This window comes from Marinobacter sp. 1-3A, from assembly GCF_016597775.1.
Classification (GTDB): domain Bacteria; phylum Pseudomonadota; class Gammaproteobacteria; order Pseudomonadales; family Oleiphilaceae; genus Marinobacter; species Marinobacter xiaoshiensis.
Genome location: NZ_VCGZ01000002.1, coordinates 420,301 through 437,905, shown reverse-complemented (window position 1 = coordinate 437,905; position 17,605 = coordinate 420,301). Strand labels below are relative to the sequence as shown.

Here is a 17,605-nt window from a genome sequence, read left to right as displayed (position 1 = left end):
CATGTGAAAGTTTTGAAAGTAGACTGTAGCCCGAATCATCAAGTTGCCCACGGAGGGATATCGCCTGTGATTTCACAACCACAGTATTCCGAAACACCGCGCTGACCCTCCTCTAGCACCTGCCTGAACCAGAACGCATGGTTAAGCATGCCCAAACGCTCTAAAACCTGAATTCAATTCCGAGAAAATCATGCAGCAGAACCATCATCAAAACCTTGTCGGCTTCATCTGGAACATCGCGAACAAGCTGCGAGGCCCGTATCGGCCACCGCAGTACCGGCGGGTAATGCTACCAATGATCGTCTTGCGTCGTTTTGACTTGGTATTGGCGGAAAACCAGAAAAAGGTACTGGCTGAGAAGGAACGTCTGGAAGCCCGCGGCATAACCGGCCCTGCATTGGAAAAAGCGCTATCCCGCATCGCCACCGATGGCCGCAAACAGGAACTGTTCAATACCAGCGGTTTCACCTTTGAAAAACTGTTGGCTGATCCGCCGAACATTGCGGGCAACGTGATTGCCTACATCCAGGGTTTTTCACCCCGCGCTCGGGATATCTTTGACAAGTTTGATTTTGAGGCTGAAATCGCCAAGCTGGATGAGGCCAACCGCCTGTATCTAATCCTCAAGGAGTTTTGTAGCAGCGAGATTGACCTATCACCCAAGACCATCAGCAACCTGCAAATGGGCTATCTGTTTGAAGAGCTGGTCAGAAAGTTTAACGAACAGGCCAACGAAGAAGCCGGGGACCACTTTACCCCCCGTGAAGTCATCCGGCTGATGGTGCAGTTGTTGTTTACCGATGAGGAAGGCATCTTCGCGCCAGGCATTTACCGGAGTATCTACGACCCCACAGCCGGTACCGGTGGCATGCTCTCGGAAGCTGAAAAGTACATTTGCGGTGACGGTAACCATGAAGGGTTGAACCCTGATGCCCACATCGAGTTGTTTGGCCAGGAGTACAACCCGGAATCCTACGCCATTTGTTGCTCAGACCTCCTGATCAAAGACGAACCCATCGATAACCTCATCTATGGGGACACGCTGGGCGTGAAAGACGCCAAGAACAAAAACAACGGCTTCGTACCGAACGATGGCCACCCGGAGAAGAAATTCCACTACATGCTTTCCAACCCGCCTTTTGGGGTTGAATGGAAGCCGGAAGAAGATTTCGTTCGTGAAGAGTACGACGACCAGGGCTTTTCCGGGCGCTTTGGTGCGGGTCTGCCCCGAATCAATGATGGCTCGCTGCTTTTCCTGCAACACATGATTTCCAAGATGCACAACCCGCCAAAGCTGGTGGATGGTATCAATGAGGGTGGTGACGGCTCGAAGATTGCCGTGGTCTTTAACGGCTCCCCCTTGTTTACCGGCGATGCCGGTAGTGGTGAGAGCAATATTCGCCGTTGGATTATCGAAAACGACCTGCTCGATGCCATCGTGGCCCTGCCGGACCAGATGTTCTACAACACCGGCATCTACACCTACGTCTGGATTGTCAGTAACCGCAAGCCCGAACACCGCCGCGGCAAAGTACAGCTAATCGACGGCACCCGCCATTACAAAAAGATGGACAAAAGCCTGGGCAACAAGCGAAACGAGCTGGCCGAGGAGCATATCCGCGAGCTGGTGCGCCTGTACGCTGAACATCAGCACGATGCGACCTCTGTTGTACCCGTACACAGCAAAGGCTCATCAAGGCCGACAGCAACCGAAATCCGTACCGTCAGCAAGATCTTTGATAACCGTGATTTTGGTTACCTGAAAATTACTGTAGAGCGCCCGTTAAGGCTGAATTTTCAGGCCAGTCCTGAGCGTATTGCTCGCCTGGACGAGCAACGGGCCTTTGCCAACCTGGCCACCAGTAAAAAACGTAAAGACCCGGCAGCTTATCAGGCGGAAATTGAGGCGGGCAAACAGACTCAGGCTGCCATCAAAGACCTGTTGGAAGAGCTGGATGACAACATCCTTTATCAGAACCGGGACGAATTCGAAGGCGTGTTGAATAAGGCTTTGAAGAAGGCCGACCTCAAGGTAGGTGCTCCGGTGAAGAAAGCGATACTGGCGGCGCTGTCAGAGCGAGACCCAGAGGCCGACATTTGTCGTGACAAGAAGGGCAATCCAGAGCCGGATCCGGAGTTGCGTGATACCGAGAGTGTGACTCTGCCCATCGATATCAGCCTGCCCTTACCGCTGAAATACGACAACGAAACCGGCCATGAGCAGCTGCTAGCCTTGGTAAAAGACCATTGTAAGGCCTACCTGGCCGCTGAGGTGTTGCCGCATGTACCTGATGCCTGGATTGATCATAGCAAAACCAAAGTTGGTTACGAGATACCGCTAAACCGTCATTTCTATGTATATGAGCCACCACGCCCATTGGAAGAGATTGCGAGTGAGATCAGCCAGCTGGAAAAGGAAATCGTAGCCATGTTGGCGGAGGTGGTTTGATGAGTCGGTACTCCTCCTACCCTGCATACGATGATAGTGGGCTTCCAAAACACTGGAAGGCTATGCGCTTACGTTTTGCTGTGACGCTGAATCCCAGCAAGAATGAGATCACCCTATCCGATTCAGAACTTGTTTCATTCGTTCCTATGGATGCTGTCGGTGAAAACGGAGGTATCCGGTTAGATGAACATAAGGAGCTTGGCGATATCGGCAGTGGATACACCTATTTTCGTGATAACGATGTAGTGGTTGCAAAAATTACTCCGTGCTTTGAGAACGGAAAAGGGGCAATAGCCAAGGGGTTAACTAACGAGTGCGCTTTTGGAACCACAGAACTCCATGTTCTCCGAGCTGATCTGGAGCTACTTGATCCGGACTTTCTGTTTTACCTGACAGTTTCTGACTGGTTTAGAGATTTGGGAGAGTCAGAAATGTATGGCGCAGGAGGTCAGAAACGAGTACCAGAGGATTTCATAAAGAATTTGGTTACTGGCATTCCCCCAAAGACAGAACAGCAAGTAATAGTTGGCTTCCTTGACCACAAAACTGCTCAGATTGATGCACTGATTGCCAAAAAGCAGGCGCTTTTGGAAAAGCTGGCTGAGCAACGCACAGCGCTGATCAGTCAGGCGGTCACCAAAGGGCTGGATCCATCGGTACCTATGAAGGATTCGGGTGTTGAATGGTTGGGGGAGATTCCTGCGCATTGGCGATATAAACGCCTAAAATTCTTGGTTTCTGTGCTAGGTGGAGGAACCCCTAATACAAGCAAACCCGAGTATTGGAATGGTGATATTCCTTGGGTTTCACCAAAAGATATGAAACATGATTTTATCAATACAACGGAGGATTACCTGACCGAGAAAGGCGTTGAAGAAAGTGCCACGAGGTTGATTAATTCGAATGCGGTATTGATTGTAGTTCGCTCAGGCATATTACGACACACGATTCCAGTTGCAAGAAATACGTGCTTAGTCTCTCTTAATCAAGATATGAAGGCTCTAATAACTAATACAGAGCTTAATCCCGGTTATTTACATTGGTTTATTAACGGGCTGCAAAAAGATCTCTTACCTTTGTGGAGTAAGCCGGGGTGTACAGTAGAAAGTATAGAACTAAACTATTTACTAAACACACTTATCCCTTTACCGCCTCATGGCGAGCAACAGCAAATAGAGGATTATGTTGCCAATATTCGTGACGACTTCAATAATCGTCTTGCGAAAGTTGAAGAAGTAATTCAGCGCCTACAGGAATACCGCGCAGCCCTGATCACCAATGCCGTCACCGGCAAAATCGATGTGAGGGACTTCTGCATACCCACTACCACAGAGCAAAGGGAGGTTGCCCATGGCTGATACACCGTCCACCAATACTCACCATGCAAGTTTTGAGAACCGTCGTCGTTTGGATGAGGCAGGAAATGAATACTGGTCCGCCCGTGAGCTTTCCAAGCTTCTTGAGTACTCTGAATACCGCCATTTCCAGCCGGTTATCAATAAAGCGAAAGAGTCCTGCCAAAACAGCGGGTTAGACCCTAATGACCATTTCGAGGACATCCTCGGTATGGTCGACATTGGTTCTGGAGCACAACGCAAGGTCCCAGATGTACGGTTGTCACGCTATGCCTGCTACCTGATCGTCCAGAACGGCGACCCTACGAAGCCGGTCATCGCCAACGGCCAGACCTATTTTGCTATCCAGACACGCCGACAGGAGCTGGAGGACAGCGAGCAGTTCACATCCCTCTCCGAGGATGAGAAACGCCTGGCCATCCGCAAAGAACTTATCGCCCACAACAAGTACCTGGCGGCGGCTGCTCAGGACGCTGGCGTGGATACCCCATTGGATTACGCCATTTTTCAGGATCATGGCTACAAAGGGTTGTACGGAGGGCTGGGTGCCAAGGATATTCATGCCAAAAAGGGCCTGAAGAAAAGCCACAAGATTCTGGATTACATGGGCAGCACTGAGCTCGCTGCCAACCTGTTCCGCGCTACCCAGGCAGAAGATAAGCTGCGCCGGGACAAGATTCAGGGCAAGCGGCAGGCCAACCAAACCCATTTCGAAGTAGGCCAGAAAGTGCGGCAAACCATTGGCGAACTGGGCGGCACCATGCCAGAAAACCTGCCCACGCCGGATAAAAGCGTTAAACAAGTAGAGAACGCGCAGAAGAAGCTGGGAAAACAGCAAAACGACGACACTGACCAACAAGAGTAGTGGTTAAAACCCAGCCAGGTTTTTAAAAGGAATACAGGTTATGCACAAAGAAATCGACTTTGAGAACGCCATAGAACAGGCGTTGATCACCCAGGGCGGCTATGAAAAGGGGGATGCCACCGGTTTTGATGCGGAAACCGCCTTGTTTCCGGCAGAGGTCGTGCGCTTTGTGCAGAACACACAACCCAAGATCTGGGAGCGGCTGAACAACCTGGATGCGAGCAAAGCCGAGAGCATGCTGCTGGATGCACTCACCAAGGAGCTGGCCGCAAAAGGGGCGCTGACCGTGCTGCGTGAAGGGTTTAAATGCGTCGGCAAGTCGGTGAAGCTGGCCTATTTTGCCCCTAATACCAGTATTGATAGTGGCGCAGCTGAACGTTACGCCACCAACGAGCTCACTGTGATTCGTCAGGTACATACCCAAACGGGTGCCATTCCAGACATGGTGCTGGCTGTGAATGGCCTTCCCGTTGCCACGCTGGAGCTGAAAAATGCCATGTCGGCCACCGGCTGGACGGTTGAAAATGCCAAGCACCAGTATCGCTTTGAGCGCAACCCCAAAGATCCGCTGTTTGCCTTCAAGCATCGCTGCCTGGTGCATTTTGCGGTGGATACCGAGCAGGTGTTTATGACCACGCACCTGGAGGGTAAGAATACCTTTTTCTTGCCCTTTAACCGCGGCTTTAATCACGGCGCAGGCAACCCGCCGATGGAAGGTGATGTTCGTACCGCCTACCTCTGGGAAGAGGTGCTGGAGCGGGACAGCCTGATGGATATCCTCGCCCGTTTTCTGCACCTTCAGGTAGAGGAGAAAACGGTCGTGACCGAAAAGGGAATCAAGCGCCACCGCAAGGAAACGCTGATTTTCCCACGGTACCACCAGCTGGATGCCGTCAGGTCTCTGACCCAGCACGCAAAAGCCAAGGGCTCCGGCCATAACTATCTGGTGCAGCACTCTGCGGGTTCCGGTAAATCCAACTCCATTGCCTGGTTGGCGCATCGTTTGTCCAGTCTGCACGATGCCAACAACGAGAAGGTATTCCATTCCGTGGTGGTGATTACTGACCGCCGGGTACTCGACCAGCAATTACAGAACACCATCTTCCAGTTCGAGCACAAGTTGGGCGTTGTCCAGAAGATCGACGAGAATACTCAGCAACTGGCCAAGGCGCTGGCTGACGGGGTGCCGATCATCATCTCGACTATCCAGAAGTTCCCCTTCATCAGTCAGGCCATCCGCACGCTAGAGCAAAAAGGCAAAGGCATCTCAATTTCGACGGAAGGCAAACGCTTCGCGGTAATTGTGGATGAGGCCCACAGCTCGCAGAGTGGCGAAACCGCCATGGAGCTGCGCAAGATCCTGAACAAGGATGGCATCGAATCAGCCATCGCCGAGCAGCTGTTGGATATGGAAGACGAGCGGCTGAGCGATGAGGCCAAGAAAGAGCTGATCCGAGAGCAACTCAAACGTGCCAAACAGCCCAACCTGAGCTTTTTTGCGTTCACCGCTACCCCTAAGTTCAAGACCATGGCGGTGTTTAACGAACCGGGACCTAACGGCGAAGCTCCGTTCCATCACTACAGTATGCGTCAGGCCATTGAAGAGGGGTTTATCCATGACGTTTTGGCCCACTACACCTGCTACAAGCGTTATTACAAGCTGATCCAGAAGGTGGAGGATGACCCTGAAGTGCCGCGCCGCAAGGCAGCGCGGGCGTTGGCTCGCTTTGTGTCCTTCCACGACTATGAGATAGCGCAGAAGGTGGAGGTGATTGTTGAGCACTTCCGCACCCATACCCGCCACAAGATCGGTGGCAGGGCAAAGGCCATGGTAGTGACCAGCTCTCGTGAACATGCGGTGCGCTACAAGCTGGGCTTCGACAAGTACATCAAATCCAAAGGCTATAAGGATGTGAAGTCCCTTGTAGCCTTCTCGGGAGAAATCGCTCTCAAGGAATATGCTGATAAGACATTTACCGAAGTCGGTATGAACGAGGGCATCAAGGAGTCTGAGCTACCGGATAAATTCAACACCGAGGAATATCAGGTGTTACTGGTCGCTGAAAAATACCAAACCGGCTTTGACCAGCCACTGCTCCACAGCATGTATGTGGATAAGAAGCTGTCCGGCATTCAGGCGGTGCAAACGCTGTCGCGGCTTAACCGAACGGCCAGGGGCAAGACAGACACCTTTGTCCTGGACTTCGTGAATGAGCCGGATGAAATCTACAAGGCGTTCAAACCCTATTACGAGGTGACCACCAAGGAAGAGGATACCGACCCACAACAGCTCAATACCCTGGCTCATACGCTGTCCACCTGGCAGATTTTCACCGAGGGTGAGGTAAGCGCGTGGTGCGAGATCTGGTTCCGCAACCGACTGAACCCAACAGGCGGCGAGCATAAGAAGCTGAACAGCCTGATTGACCTGGCTGTCGAGCGTTTCAAGAAATTGAGCGAGGAAGACCAAGCCCTGTTCAAGGGGCAGTTAGTCAGCTTCCGTAACCTGTACGGCTTCGTTGCCCAGATTATTCCTTATCAGGACTCGGACCACGAGAAGCTGTACACCTATGCCCGCTTCCTGCTCACCAAACTGCCTTACACCACCGATACGCGCACAGTGCAGGTTGATGACGAGGTAGAGCTGAAATACTACCGGCTGCAGAAAATCAGTGAAGGAGCCATCGACCTGAAAGTAGGCGAGCCGGAAGCCTTGTATGGCCCGACAGAAGTCGGCACCGGCCAGGCAGAGGAAGAGGTGCAGTTATCGACACTGGTCGACAAGCTCAATGAGCGATTTGGTACTGAGTTTACCCCGGCAGATCAGCTGTTCTTCGATCAGGTGAAGGAAACCGCCGTTGCCAACGAACAGCTACGCCAGGCCGTCATGGCTAACAGCCTGGAGAACTTCGAACCGGTATTTAACAAGCAGCTTGAGAACTTGTTTGTAGAGCGCATGGACGGCAACGAAGACATTTTCATACGCCTGATGAACGACGAGTCCTTCCGTAATATCGCGTCCCAGTACCTGATGCGGGCTGTGTATAACCAGGTTAAAACAAACGTGGGGACAGGGTAATGCGCAAGATGGACTCGCGGGAAGAACTCTTCGCTGCGCTGGATAGGTTTGAAGGCGAGCAAGCAGAACAAAAACGAAAGGGATTGAATGACTTTAATCTGCTCAGCTCGGTTCTGTCCGTCAATGATGAAGTCCGGCTCCATACCCGGTTTATCTATTCATTGTTGAATCCCAAGGGGAAACATTACCAGGGAACACGATTTCTGGAACTCTTTCTGGAGGCAATCGGGCGACCGGACTGGTTAGATTTGTCATCCGTCACTGTGCTGAAAGAACATTGCCCGGATGGTCAACAAGACCAGATTGATCTGTGGATAACGGATGGCAAGCGTCAGATTGTTATCGAAAACAAGCTCAATGCTCAGGATCAAAAGCGGCAGGTGGCGCGCTATCTTGAGGCTGTTGGTGCCACGGATCCGGCACAGGCAGACGAGACGCTGTTTATTTACCTGACTAAAAATCGACAGGCCCCCTCTGCCTTTGGTTTGGGCGGGTTAACGGTTTGTCACCGAACATCCCGTTTGCTCAACGCCAGCAGCCAACCGGTCGCTCACTATCAAAATCTCAGTTACCGGAAAAATACCCAACAAGACAGCATTCATACCTGGCTTGAGTCATGCGTTAACGCTGTTGACCGGCAATCTCACATCGCTTGGGCGTTGCAGGATTATCAGGCAGTGGTAGAACGTGCAACGAAGGAGTATGTGAGCAAGGTGAAAACGCTAAAAGACATTCTCGAAGAGGGCATTGCCGAGGGAAAGCGACACCACGAGCAGGCAATCCAGTTGACCAGAGAATTACCTGCCATACACGCAAGTTGGCTTGAACAAGCATTAACAAGCAATCTCGAAGAGCTATTCGAGCCGTTTGTCAGTAAAGGTGACATGACCAGGATTGGGCCGGAAAACGTAGAGTTGCTGAGCCCCTTCGTCCATACCGCTTTTCAAAAAGATGCTTCCGGCCTCCTGTACGCGCCTAGATTTAATTTTTTCCGAGCGGGTAATGGGACGCGTAACCGTGGGGCTTTCTATCGACTGGAGACCGGGCCATGGGCCAAAGAGGCGGTTCTTATGCTGTTTTACGGCTCCAAGATGCTCCATGTGGGCTGCCTGCTGACAGAGCATGCTGATCGCTCTATAGAGGGCCTGATGCCGACTCTGAAGCTTTCAGAGCCTGCTGCACTGAAAAGCAAGATATTTCCTCGGGTTATGACATACGCCGAAGCCCTTGAGTACCAAGGCATCATCCACCTTGCCGATTTTTCTAACAGCCCACAACGGCGCGTTCTGGACGAACTTTTAACAGGCTTGAGTTGTGCTGACAGCACGACTTTATCAGGAGGAAACGAGATATGAGCTACGACGCTAACTTCGATCAAACCCGACTCAACCAACTGGCGGAACAGTACCTGGCAGATAATCGAGCAGAAGGGGAAGTGTTTTTTCTGAGTGATTCCGATGATAACCGTCTCGATCATGCTCGTTGGCGATTCGAGGAGGCTGATCACGATTCATTGAAGGATTCCGGCTTCAAAATGCATTTGATGGAGCTGCTGGACACCTTGCTGGTGTATCGCGCCAAACACGATAAACCGAACGCTAGCCAGGGCGTTGTAAAAGTTCGCGGCAGCGATCTAGCAATTGAGTGGCTGCCACGGACCAAGTTTGAAGAACTACGGAGTGTGTGAGCCTTTACTGATATGTCACTAACAGCAGCTTCTGAGCCGGACGAAACTGCGTCCGGTATATCTCCAGAGAGAACGGATAGATCATTCGATTCCGGGCTTTATGGTAAGACACCGCGCTCCAGCTGCCCGATTAACGTGCGGACTTTCTCAATACCCTCTTTGGTCTTCATCAGTGAGCCTGGCGCGCAACCTCCCAAACCATGTGCCGGCGAGGACAGCCATCTGTCCGCAGCTTTGCTGTCACCCTCAAACAGCTCCACTGCCTCTGTATAGGCCAGGCTCCTGAGCTCGTCGGTTGTCATTTGATCACTAGTCATCGGTGGATCTCCAGTTGCTACAACACCTGAGTGTTCCAATCCGTCCCTTGCCAGATATCAATATATCTTCTCAATCCCCGGCTAAATTCGCAAAAATGGACTTCCAAATGTGTCAAAAGAAAGCGCCTAGCACCCTTTTTGCCCACTGCTCCACTGACGCAGAGTCCAGTATCAACTTGTTGTGATCGGAAACCCTCTGGTGAGGTATACGTTTGTATCCTTCTGAGAACTCCCTATCCAATTTTTTTGTTGGCCAACATAACGATTTTTTGACCAAAAGCTGGCATAACTCCTCAACCTTCGAGCTCCAATCGTAAACGTCATTTGGTTGTCTTATAAGCAACGTCGACAGTCTTTTTTCCTTATCTGTGGTATCTACTTCCACGAGCGCGTATATCTGGTGCTCATATTTCAGTACTCGATAAACCACGCATCTTGGATTGCCGTCAGGTAAACGATATTTGGAATGACCTTGCAATACAGGCAATTTTCGGATCTCTCCAGAGAGCACTTCGCATCCTTTTGCCTCCAGGTGATCAACCATTGAAACGAACGCTTTGAATCTATGAAGGTAAAGATGAGAGTCATCGCTCTGGTCATCAATACCATCAAATACACCTGCGGGAATCTCCCCCCTGATGGTAGGTTCGTCGGTGCTTACTTCAATGTGAGCGTCACCTGTTACATGTATCTCTTTCGTTCCTTTGCGCCCTCCGGTTCGTCTCCGACCGTCATAAGGCTTACGAGTAGTGTAGGCAGGCTCGGAAAATGACAGTATCACTGGTGGAACTTGAAGCTGATATTCACCAGTATCCGATGAAGCTAACTCATCATCGTTTATTTGTAACTCCTCCGTCGGTAGGCCGGTCTCCTGAAGATTCATGGCATTTCCTGTTTGCTTTTCACCAAGTTTCGGATCAAAAAACTCGACCTGTTTCGAACTGTGGGTACTCAGATTTTTAATGCTATCAATTTCATAAACGAACATGACTTCAGATTCGGGGAGGTACTGTCCACGTAACGATATCTTTACGTTTTTTAAAGCAGGAGGATCAAATTGAAAACGCCAATGTCGATAACCATTAAGTTCCTTGCCTTCGGTCAACTGGTATTGAGCAATACTACTGAATGATCGTCGAACGTCATCATCCAGAAGAATCCAAGCCAACACCCTACGCTGTTCCGTGTTACCACGAGGAGTCACGGGCAATGAACAAGTCGGTAAAATGTGAATCTCTTTAGTGTCTGGCTCCTCACCTGGTTGAATATCAAATTCTTCTTCCAACCCATTTGGTCTCATAGCGAGCCGAGTCATGTACGAAGAGTGAAAAAAGAGAACTCTGGCTAGCTCAATTTGAGGCAAGAAGAACTCGACACCACCAGACTCAAAATGGAAGCACCACTGCTCATAATCTTCCTGCTCGCGGATATTTTTGATTGGACAGTCGCCTATCAGGCAGTGCCCCCAGGTAGTCGCGTCATACACCTGAATTTCCTTTTCGTAACCTGCTCGTGCCACATCACCTGTCGCTGTAATGTTGAGAAGCCGCCGTCTTGGCATCAACCCCACTTGGGAGAGACTGAAATGCTTTTTGCGCTGACCAGGGTCGAGCTTAATATTAATTCGCCAGTCTGCGGTGCCGAGACGCCGGTGTATAGAACCGATTTCTTTAACTCGACTGTTGTCCTCGACTCCCTTGATTATTGGAGTTGTCATCATTTTCTTCGAGGTCATTCAAGTAATCTCGTGCTTCTTTGGTGAGTCGTGTTTCGCTGAGCCCGGCAACGCGTATTAATCGCCAACGTGGTGGGTGATCGAACTCCTGCTTGAGTTGCCACCATGCATTTCTTAGCCGCCTCATCTGATAGTCGGGAACGCTCTCGGTGTAGCGTTCAAGCAACTGCTTGGTCCTCGGCAACCGGTCGATCTGCTTTTCCAAAGTGGAGAGCTTACCCAACTGCTTCAATAAATACGTCTGTGACCGCCGGGGCCCCCGTTGGTCAGCCCACAAAAATGTCACGATTTCTCGCAACTTACTCTCGTATTGCAGATCCCGCCGCCGCCAGTCAACTCTCGGTTTTCTTTTATTAACGTTTACTCGTGGCTGTGTCTGATTTGCCTGTTTCAGCCAAAGTCGATCGTACCGGTACAATCGTGCGTAAAGCGCAGGGGCTACCGAGCGAGCCTTTTTCGGTGGTTGCTCTGCCAGCATCTTCATCCAATGTTGCTGATCTTGCGTCAAACATTGGTTCGTGCCAGTGGGAATCCCCACTGTTGACACTGGTGACGAGAGCGCTGGCAACTTTCTAACACTGCCAATAACATCGACAATCGACCAGCCCTCTGGCAATAGCGCGTGGTGAACAATAATGTGTTGAAGGTAGCTGAAGGATTTCCGATGCTTCCGGAACATCGCCCGCAGCCAGCAATAATCCGAGTTCCGATCTATCCCCAAACCATATCGCCGCAAAAACTCTGCAGACCAAAGAGAGGTCACGGCCTTGGCAATCTCACTATGGTTGATGTGAGCTTGACCGCGAATAAAGCCACGCTGAATAGCCAACCAATGATAGTAAATAGACCACTGCTGATAACTCGGTGACGTGGCCGGCTGTTGTCCCAATAATTGCCTGACCTGAGCTAGAATCATCCGAGATTCACTACGAGCTGGCCGCTGGGGAAATAATGGGCAAGTATCAGGAGAAGCGTCGTGGTACCGATGTTGATCCGCTAAGGGACGAGCAATGGCCGTATTGATGAGTTCGCCGTGCTTTTCACAGCAGTCCACTCCGGCTATCTGCCACTCCCGCCTCCAGAAATATTCTCCAAAGGTATGTTTTTGCTTCTTCAGACACCCGGAACAATACCGAACATGACCCGGCACCTTCACAAGCGATGCGGTTACACCCATCGACAAGTGCACTGCACCTCGGGATTCTCCGGCCATCCATGCCAGACATCGTTTGCGGCGTTCTTCCGGGATAAATGGGGCATACAAGGGGAATAGAGTATGCCGATAGGCAATCGTTTCGACGGTATATCCAGAGGGCAGCCAGGTAGAAATCCTTTGCAGCTGGTTAGGCAAATCCAGCGTCGCAATGACGTTGCGGTTACCATACACGTCATCCAGTAATTCCTTAGGGCTAACAATCCCTTCCCGAATTCCTGCCCTGGCCACTGTGCTGTATATCAGCTCTTCAGGATATGGAATCGGGAAATTCAGCATGGCAGCTAGGCCTAGTTACCAAAACCCAGCCACTGGGCGCTGTTAAACACCAGCCCCGATTGATGCGCGGCATCCAGCATCTCGTCTTCGTTCGCCGCTTGAGAGTGCATAAAGCGCAAATCATCTGAGTCGAGGGTTTGCCACTCTTTCACTTTGACCGATTTGATTTTTTGCTTTTCCGTCACCGGCCGCACCTGCTCGGAAGACTTGTACCACTCAAGAATAATCGGCATCAGGTCTTTTAGCTGTAAGTCAGGGTGCTCCTCAAACGCTCGTTGAATTAACGGCTCCAAAAGGTCTGACTCATACCCCATATCAACCAGCATGTTATGCAGGCGAATTGCCTGTTCGTTTCCGTTGTACTGAACAGATTTCCGGATCTGGTCTTTGCTCGACTCCAGGAGGGTACTGAGTTCCAGAATTTTCTTATCCACGTCAGGGATTATAAGATCTGAGAACTGGGCAATTCTGCTTGGGTCGCCAGAGCGCAAAGCTTCCATCATCGGGTGAATCTGCTTTAGTTCGTCTTGATACACCTTTTTCATTATATTGGGTGTGATTCGTTCCGTGCCTGTTACAACTGCTCGAATCTGGGACAGGACAAACAATTTGATCACAACATCCATGATCCCCTGAGACAGATCGAACCATAGCTCTCTTAAATCGTCCAACATGGTGTCATTGGCTTTGGTTAGCCACTGGTACTTCCACAGCTTTTTTGTGAACGCGCCCCATTCAGTTCGGTCTACGTTTTCGTCGGCTCTAGGTTTACGCAGTGGTTCCCACAATATTGACCCAAACCCCGCCCCGCGCCGTGCAGATCGGAGGTCTGTCTCAAATATCGGTCGCGCCTTTGGTGTTCCGACCATTACCACTGGTACGGAGATTTCATTTACCAAAGTTACGAAGAAGTTCAGCATCCTCTCGGCTCCCCCGGCTTTACCGAGGTTCAGGTGCTGCATTTCGTCAATGACCAGTAACCCAATCGCGTAGGTGTTTGCCAATTGCGACATCAGCGCAATCATTGATTCTACGCCGTGACGCTTTTCACCATAATGCCGGACATAATCTGTCCCAAGGATGGAATCGATTTCCCGAAAAAAATTGTGGCAGAGGCTCTTAAGAGTGCCATCATGAGGACAATCGATTTTCAGAAACACAATCTGCGTGAAATTGTGTTTCGGGTGATGGATCATCTGTGGATAGGTTGCCAGGATTCGATTTAGCGAACTGGTTTTTCCGGAACCGGAGCACCCAATGAATGCGAGGCTTTTCGCAGTCGACTCCACGTGATCAAAGCGAAATGCCTTTAAGTCTCCGCTCTTGATTCGCTCATATCCGTTCTGTAGGTGGGCCGAAAGATCACCAGTGGCAATATTGCGCCCCACATATCCCTGACGCAGCATGATCGAGATTTTTGATTCAAGCTCAATGTGACGCGCCAGCGGCTGAAAAAAACCGTCCAGGAGCTGGGAGATAATGTGCACGCGTGTCTGGCCGTCCAGGTATACTTCTGTCGGTCGGAGCTCCATAGCCTCACTGAGCCCGGCTATGAGCTGTTTACGGTCTGGTATTGGCGGTAAGGCCTCAATCAGTGGATTGCCATGATATGACGGTATCCCGGTGTCCTGGTAAACGGCCCTCACCATGCCTGAAGGTAAAGTCATTCATCGTCTCCAAACAGCTCATCCAGAAAATCCGGGAAGGCGCCATCGTCGGGCTTGCCATGTAGGTAGGTTACATCAGATTTCGATTTACTAGTGTCAGGTTGCCGCGCCTTCGTTTGTTCAGCTCTTTGAGCATCTCGCTCTTGCTTGCGATTATCACGTATGCCTCTGACTGTTGCGGCTTTCGATTGCTGTTTATTGATGGCGGGGCGCGAACGCTCAGCGTTTTTGATAGTGTTGCTGACCAGATTTTCCAGGTCTCGTTTGCTGGTTGTCTCAGCCACTTTGGCAACGCTCGTCGCTTTTCGTTGTTCTTGCTGAGTGGCCCATAACTCCCACATGGACTTGCCGCGAAACTGGCGCGAACGATCGGTCAGAGAACACACCCAGTATTCCGAACCGTTTTTTTCCGGGAAAAGATAAATATAATCAGCCACTGCAGGATCATAAGCTGCCCGAAGGCCTGTGACTCTGCGATCTCCGTTCCTGTGCAGCCAGCCAGATGCTAATAACTCCTTAGACGTATAATAAGCACCAAAACAGCTAATCCCCAAATCAGAAAGGTGGACTCTTTGGCGTGGCAACAAAGCAATGCGCAAGGCTTGTTCCGATACGTTCTTCAAGCGACCGGTTCGATTCTGTATACCCCAATTCCAGATGTTGAGAGGGGTTAACGCCATATCGTTTGGCATGTCCGGATCGCGGTCGTACTTCGACAGCACTGCATATTGGTTCCGGTGAAGAATCGAGGCGAGCATGATTTGGGTGAAATCGTCCAGAGTGAGTGTTGCATCAAGCCTGTAGTCCTTTCCGCCCTGTTTTCTGACTTTTGTCCCTGTCACGACACCCGGCGCAAACGTCTTGAATTCAGCTTGCAGGGTTCGGAAATAACGCTCAACTATCCCTTTCGCATCTCCCCGGTATGGCGGTGTAACCTCAATGCGCACGCCAAACGCTTTCTCCAGGGATTCAATCTGATGCCCGAGTAATTCGCCACGGTCCGCAAGGATGGCATCTGGGATCCCAACAGTTGGCCACTGCTCTTGCGTAATCTCCAGATCATAACGGGCGCAGAGTTCAGTCTTGTCTGACATGGACGTAGTCAGAGCACTCATTGCTGTGACATAGGATGGATTTTCCAACCCTATGTAAAAGCCCGCCACCATGCGACTAAAGACATCAACCACCACGTACAGAGTCGGACGACCGATGATCCGTTGCCGGTCTGCCGATAGCAGGTAAACATCAGCAATCGTTGCATCAATTTCATATCTTGAGCCTGGGCCCAGCACTCCTGCTGTGGCGGTCCCTATTAACGGTCGTATATCTTTCTGGTAGGAGATTCTGTTTGCTCTTAAGCGAATCCGATCGGCGTTCTCATACTCTCTTCTGTAAAAATATCTGATTTGATCAAGTGTTGGATAATCTTCTGGCCGTACATCGGGATTAGCAGCCTCGAACATATCGATGAATCGTCGATGAGCGTATGGGAGGCTATGGCCCTTGTCGTTGACGTAGTAGCGATCAAGTACCAGACGAAACATCTTTCCGATGGAGCCATCGACGGTAATCCCGGTACCCGGCGAAATTTTCCGAGGTCGGCCCAATTTCTTTCTGGATACTTTTTTCTGGCCCTTTCCTCCGGATTTTCGGTAATCAGGTAACAACGCATTGGGCACCACTCCTCTCTGCCAGTACTGACGGAGGTTTTTATAAAGCGATTTTCTGGGTTTGCCGGTTTCGTCACTACGAGACTGGACTAACGGACCCCTGCCACTGCGGTAATAAATTTCTTCATCAACAATCAAAGGGGCTATTAACTCATACCGCTGGTCCCGAATCATTTGGGCTTTACTGCCCTGTTCCACGGCTAGCGAGGCGAGTTCCGAGTAGGGATCTTCTACCCGGCGAAGTGATTCATCTAATATCCATTGCTCGATCTCAGTGACTTTGACCAGCTCAGGCCACCCTTTAGCTGAGTCAATATTCATCCAGATAGCGTGTTGGCCCGCCAATGCCAATATGCGATACCGCTCCCGCCCGAGCTTAAAGACGTCATTGATTCGCAGCATAACTAGCCCTCAGCAGCTCGATATCCTCTACTACCTGCAGGTCTCTCGATACCAGCTTGTTCCACGGGATGGAGATATCGAACGTTAATACTCTCAAAGCTGCCAGTGCCCGTAACCTAGCCAGCGATGTGCCTGGCTCAAGTGAGTAAGAGTGGTCAATCAGCATTCCAATGTCCGGGAGTCTGGTATTAGGGTTATCTGCCAACGCACTGACATAGATCGGCAAACTCTGAAATAAGACCTCCAGGCTCTCACCTTGCACTCGTGCGGAATAAAGCAGATCAAGATTTGCCATTACGGTGGAGGGCATTTGCTTCTCGGTTATCAGATACCAGGGGATACCTTTAAGTTTCCAATACCGACGCTCAATTTCCAGTTTTTCTACTGTTCGCGGATCCATTAGGTCGGATGAGACTTTCACTTGGATCGCCATACTCTGTGGCCCAGTCGACGTGGAAAGGTCGACAAAAAAATCGCTGGACATGATCTGGTGGTATCCGCTTGCTGCGGGATGAGAAATTTTGGCTTGTTCAGCCAGTGAGAGAGTGTCTTCTATTCGGAGAGGAAACTGCTCACGGATATCAATGACATCCGGGTTCCATTCAATTAACAAAAAAGCCGCAAGTTCTGTGTCAGAGAAGAAATGGTGGGTTCGCCCTGTCAAGTGGCCCATCACCCGGTGCGAACGCCCCTCGGAGGGTAGATCTCTGACCGTGAGCCATGGATGGTAGTCTTTACCATTTCCTTTGCCACGGTTTTCCTTGATCCACTTTTCAGTTTTTTTGTCGAGTTTGTAGTTAGCCATTCCCGATAGCTCCATAGGAGAATAGCCAAACTTTGCCACACCGACCGCCTGTTACCAACTTTATTCCAAAGTTACCAACTCT

Annotated in this window: 12 protein-coding genes; 6 read left to right on the top strand and 6 right to left on the bottom strand. The window is 50.6% G+C overall.

Translation table 11 applies throughout. The features are described 5' to 3' along the window. The first annotated feature begins 190 nt into the window (after window positions 1-190). From FE848_RS05075 to FE848_RS05050, 6 genes are read left to right on the top strand one after another with little or no spacing between them, the layout of a single operon-like run. Entirely contained in the window at window positions 191-2,449 is a 2,259-nt protein-coding gene (locus FE848_RS05075) for a type I restriction-modification system subunit M (RefSeq protein ID WP_200201650.1), read from the top strand. Then, complete coding sequence (locus FE848_RS05070; RefSeq protein ID WP_200201649.1) at window positions 2,449-3,807, top strand: restriction endonuclease subunit S; 1,359 nt, start codon at window positions 2,449-2,451, stop codon at window positions 3,805-3,807. The genes FE848_RS05075 and FE848_RS05070 overlap by 1 nt, the downstream gene beginning before the upstream one ends. Beyond that, window positions 3,800-4,669, top strand: a complete 870-nt coding sequence (dinD, locus tag FE848_RS05065; protein ID WP_200201648.1) for a DNA damage-inducible protein D — start codon at window positions 3,800-3,802, stop codon at window positions 4,667-4,669. Before FE848_RS05070 ends, dinD begins: the two co-directional genes overlap by 8 nt. 40 nt (window positions 4,670-4,709) lie before the next feature. After that, the gene (locus FE848_RS05060; protein WP_200201647.1) at window positions 4,710-7,748 is read left to right on the top strand and encodes a type I restriction endonuclease subunit R; all 3,039 of its coding nucleotides are present in this window, start codon (window positions 4,710-4,712) and stop codon (window positions 7,746-7,748) included. Beyond that, on the top strand, window positions 7,748-9,103 hold the full coding sequence (locus FE848_RS05055) for a PD-(D/E)XK nuclease family protein (RefSeq protein WP_200201646.1): 1,356 nt from the start codon (window positions 7,748-7,750) through the stop codon (window positions 9,101-9,103). Before FE848_RS05060 ends, FE848_RS05055 begins: the two co-directional genes overlap by 1 nt. Beyond that, window positions 9,100-9,435: a hypothetical protein gene (locus FE848_RS05050; RefSeq protein WP_200201645.1), complete on the top strand. Its 336-nt coding sequence runs from the start codon at window positions 9,100-9,102 to the stop codon at window positions 9,433-9,435. The genes FE848_RS05055 and FE848_RS05050 overlap by 4 nt, the downstream gene beginning before the upstream one ends. A gap of 98 nt (window positions 9,436-9,533) precedes the next feature. On the opposite strand, the gene FE848_RS05045 is transcribed toward FE848_RS05050, so the two are convergent. The 6 genes from FE848_RS05045 to FE848_RS05020 form a co-directional block, all read right to left on the bottom strand. Then, window positions 9,534-9,752, bottom strand: a complete 219-nt coding sequence (locus FE848_RS05045) for an MbcA/ParS/Xre antitoxin family protein (RefSeq protein WP_200201644.1) — start codon at window positions 9,750-9,752, stop codon at window positions 9,534-9,536. A gap of 112 nt (window positions 9,753-9,864) precedes the next feature. Further along, entirely contained in the window at window positions 9,865-11,487 is a 1,623-nt protein-coding gene (locus FE848_RS05040) for a Tn7-like element transposition protein TnsE (protein WP_200201643.1), read from the bottom strand. Next, entirely contained in the window at window positions 11,423-12,979 is a 1,557-nt protein-coding gene (locus tag FE848_RS05035) for a TnsD family Tn7-like transposition protein (RefSeq protein WP_200201642.1), read from the bottom strand. The genes FE848_RS05040 and FE848_RS05035 overlap by 65 nt, the downstream gene beginning before the upstream one ends. Before the next feature lie 11 nt (window positions 12,980-12,990). Then, window positions 12,991-14,646, bottom strand: a complete 1,656-nt coding sequence (locus tag FE848_RS05030; protein ID WP_200201641.1) for an AAA family ATPase — start codon at window positions 14,644-14,646, stop codon at window positions 12,991-12,993. Then, entirely contained in the window at window positions 14,643-16,718 is a 2,076-nt protein-coding gene (locus FE848_RS05025; protein ID WP_200201640.1) for an integrase catalytic domain-containing protein, read from the bottom strand. The genes FE848_RS05030 and FE848_RS05025 overlap by 4 nt, the downstream gene beginning before the upstream one ends. Then, window positions 16,702-17,562, bottom strand: coding sequence for a TnsA endonuclease N-terminal domain-containing protein (locus FE848_RS05020; protein WP_320159502.1), 861 nt, complete (start codon window positions 17,560-17,562; stop codon window positions 16,702-16,704). Before FE848_RS05020 ends, FE848_RS05025 begins: the two co-directional genes overlap by 17 nt. Window positions 17,563-17,605 lie beyond the last annotated feature (43 nt).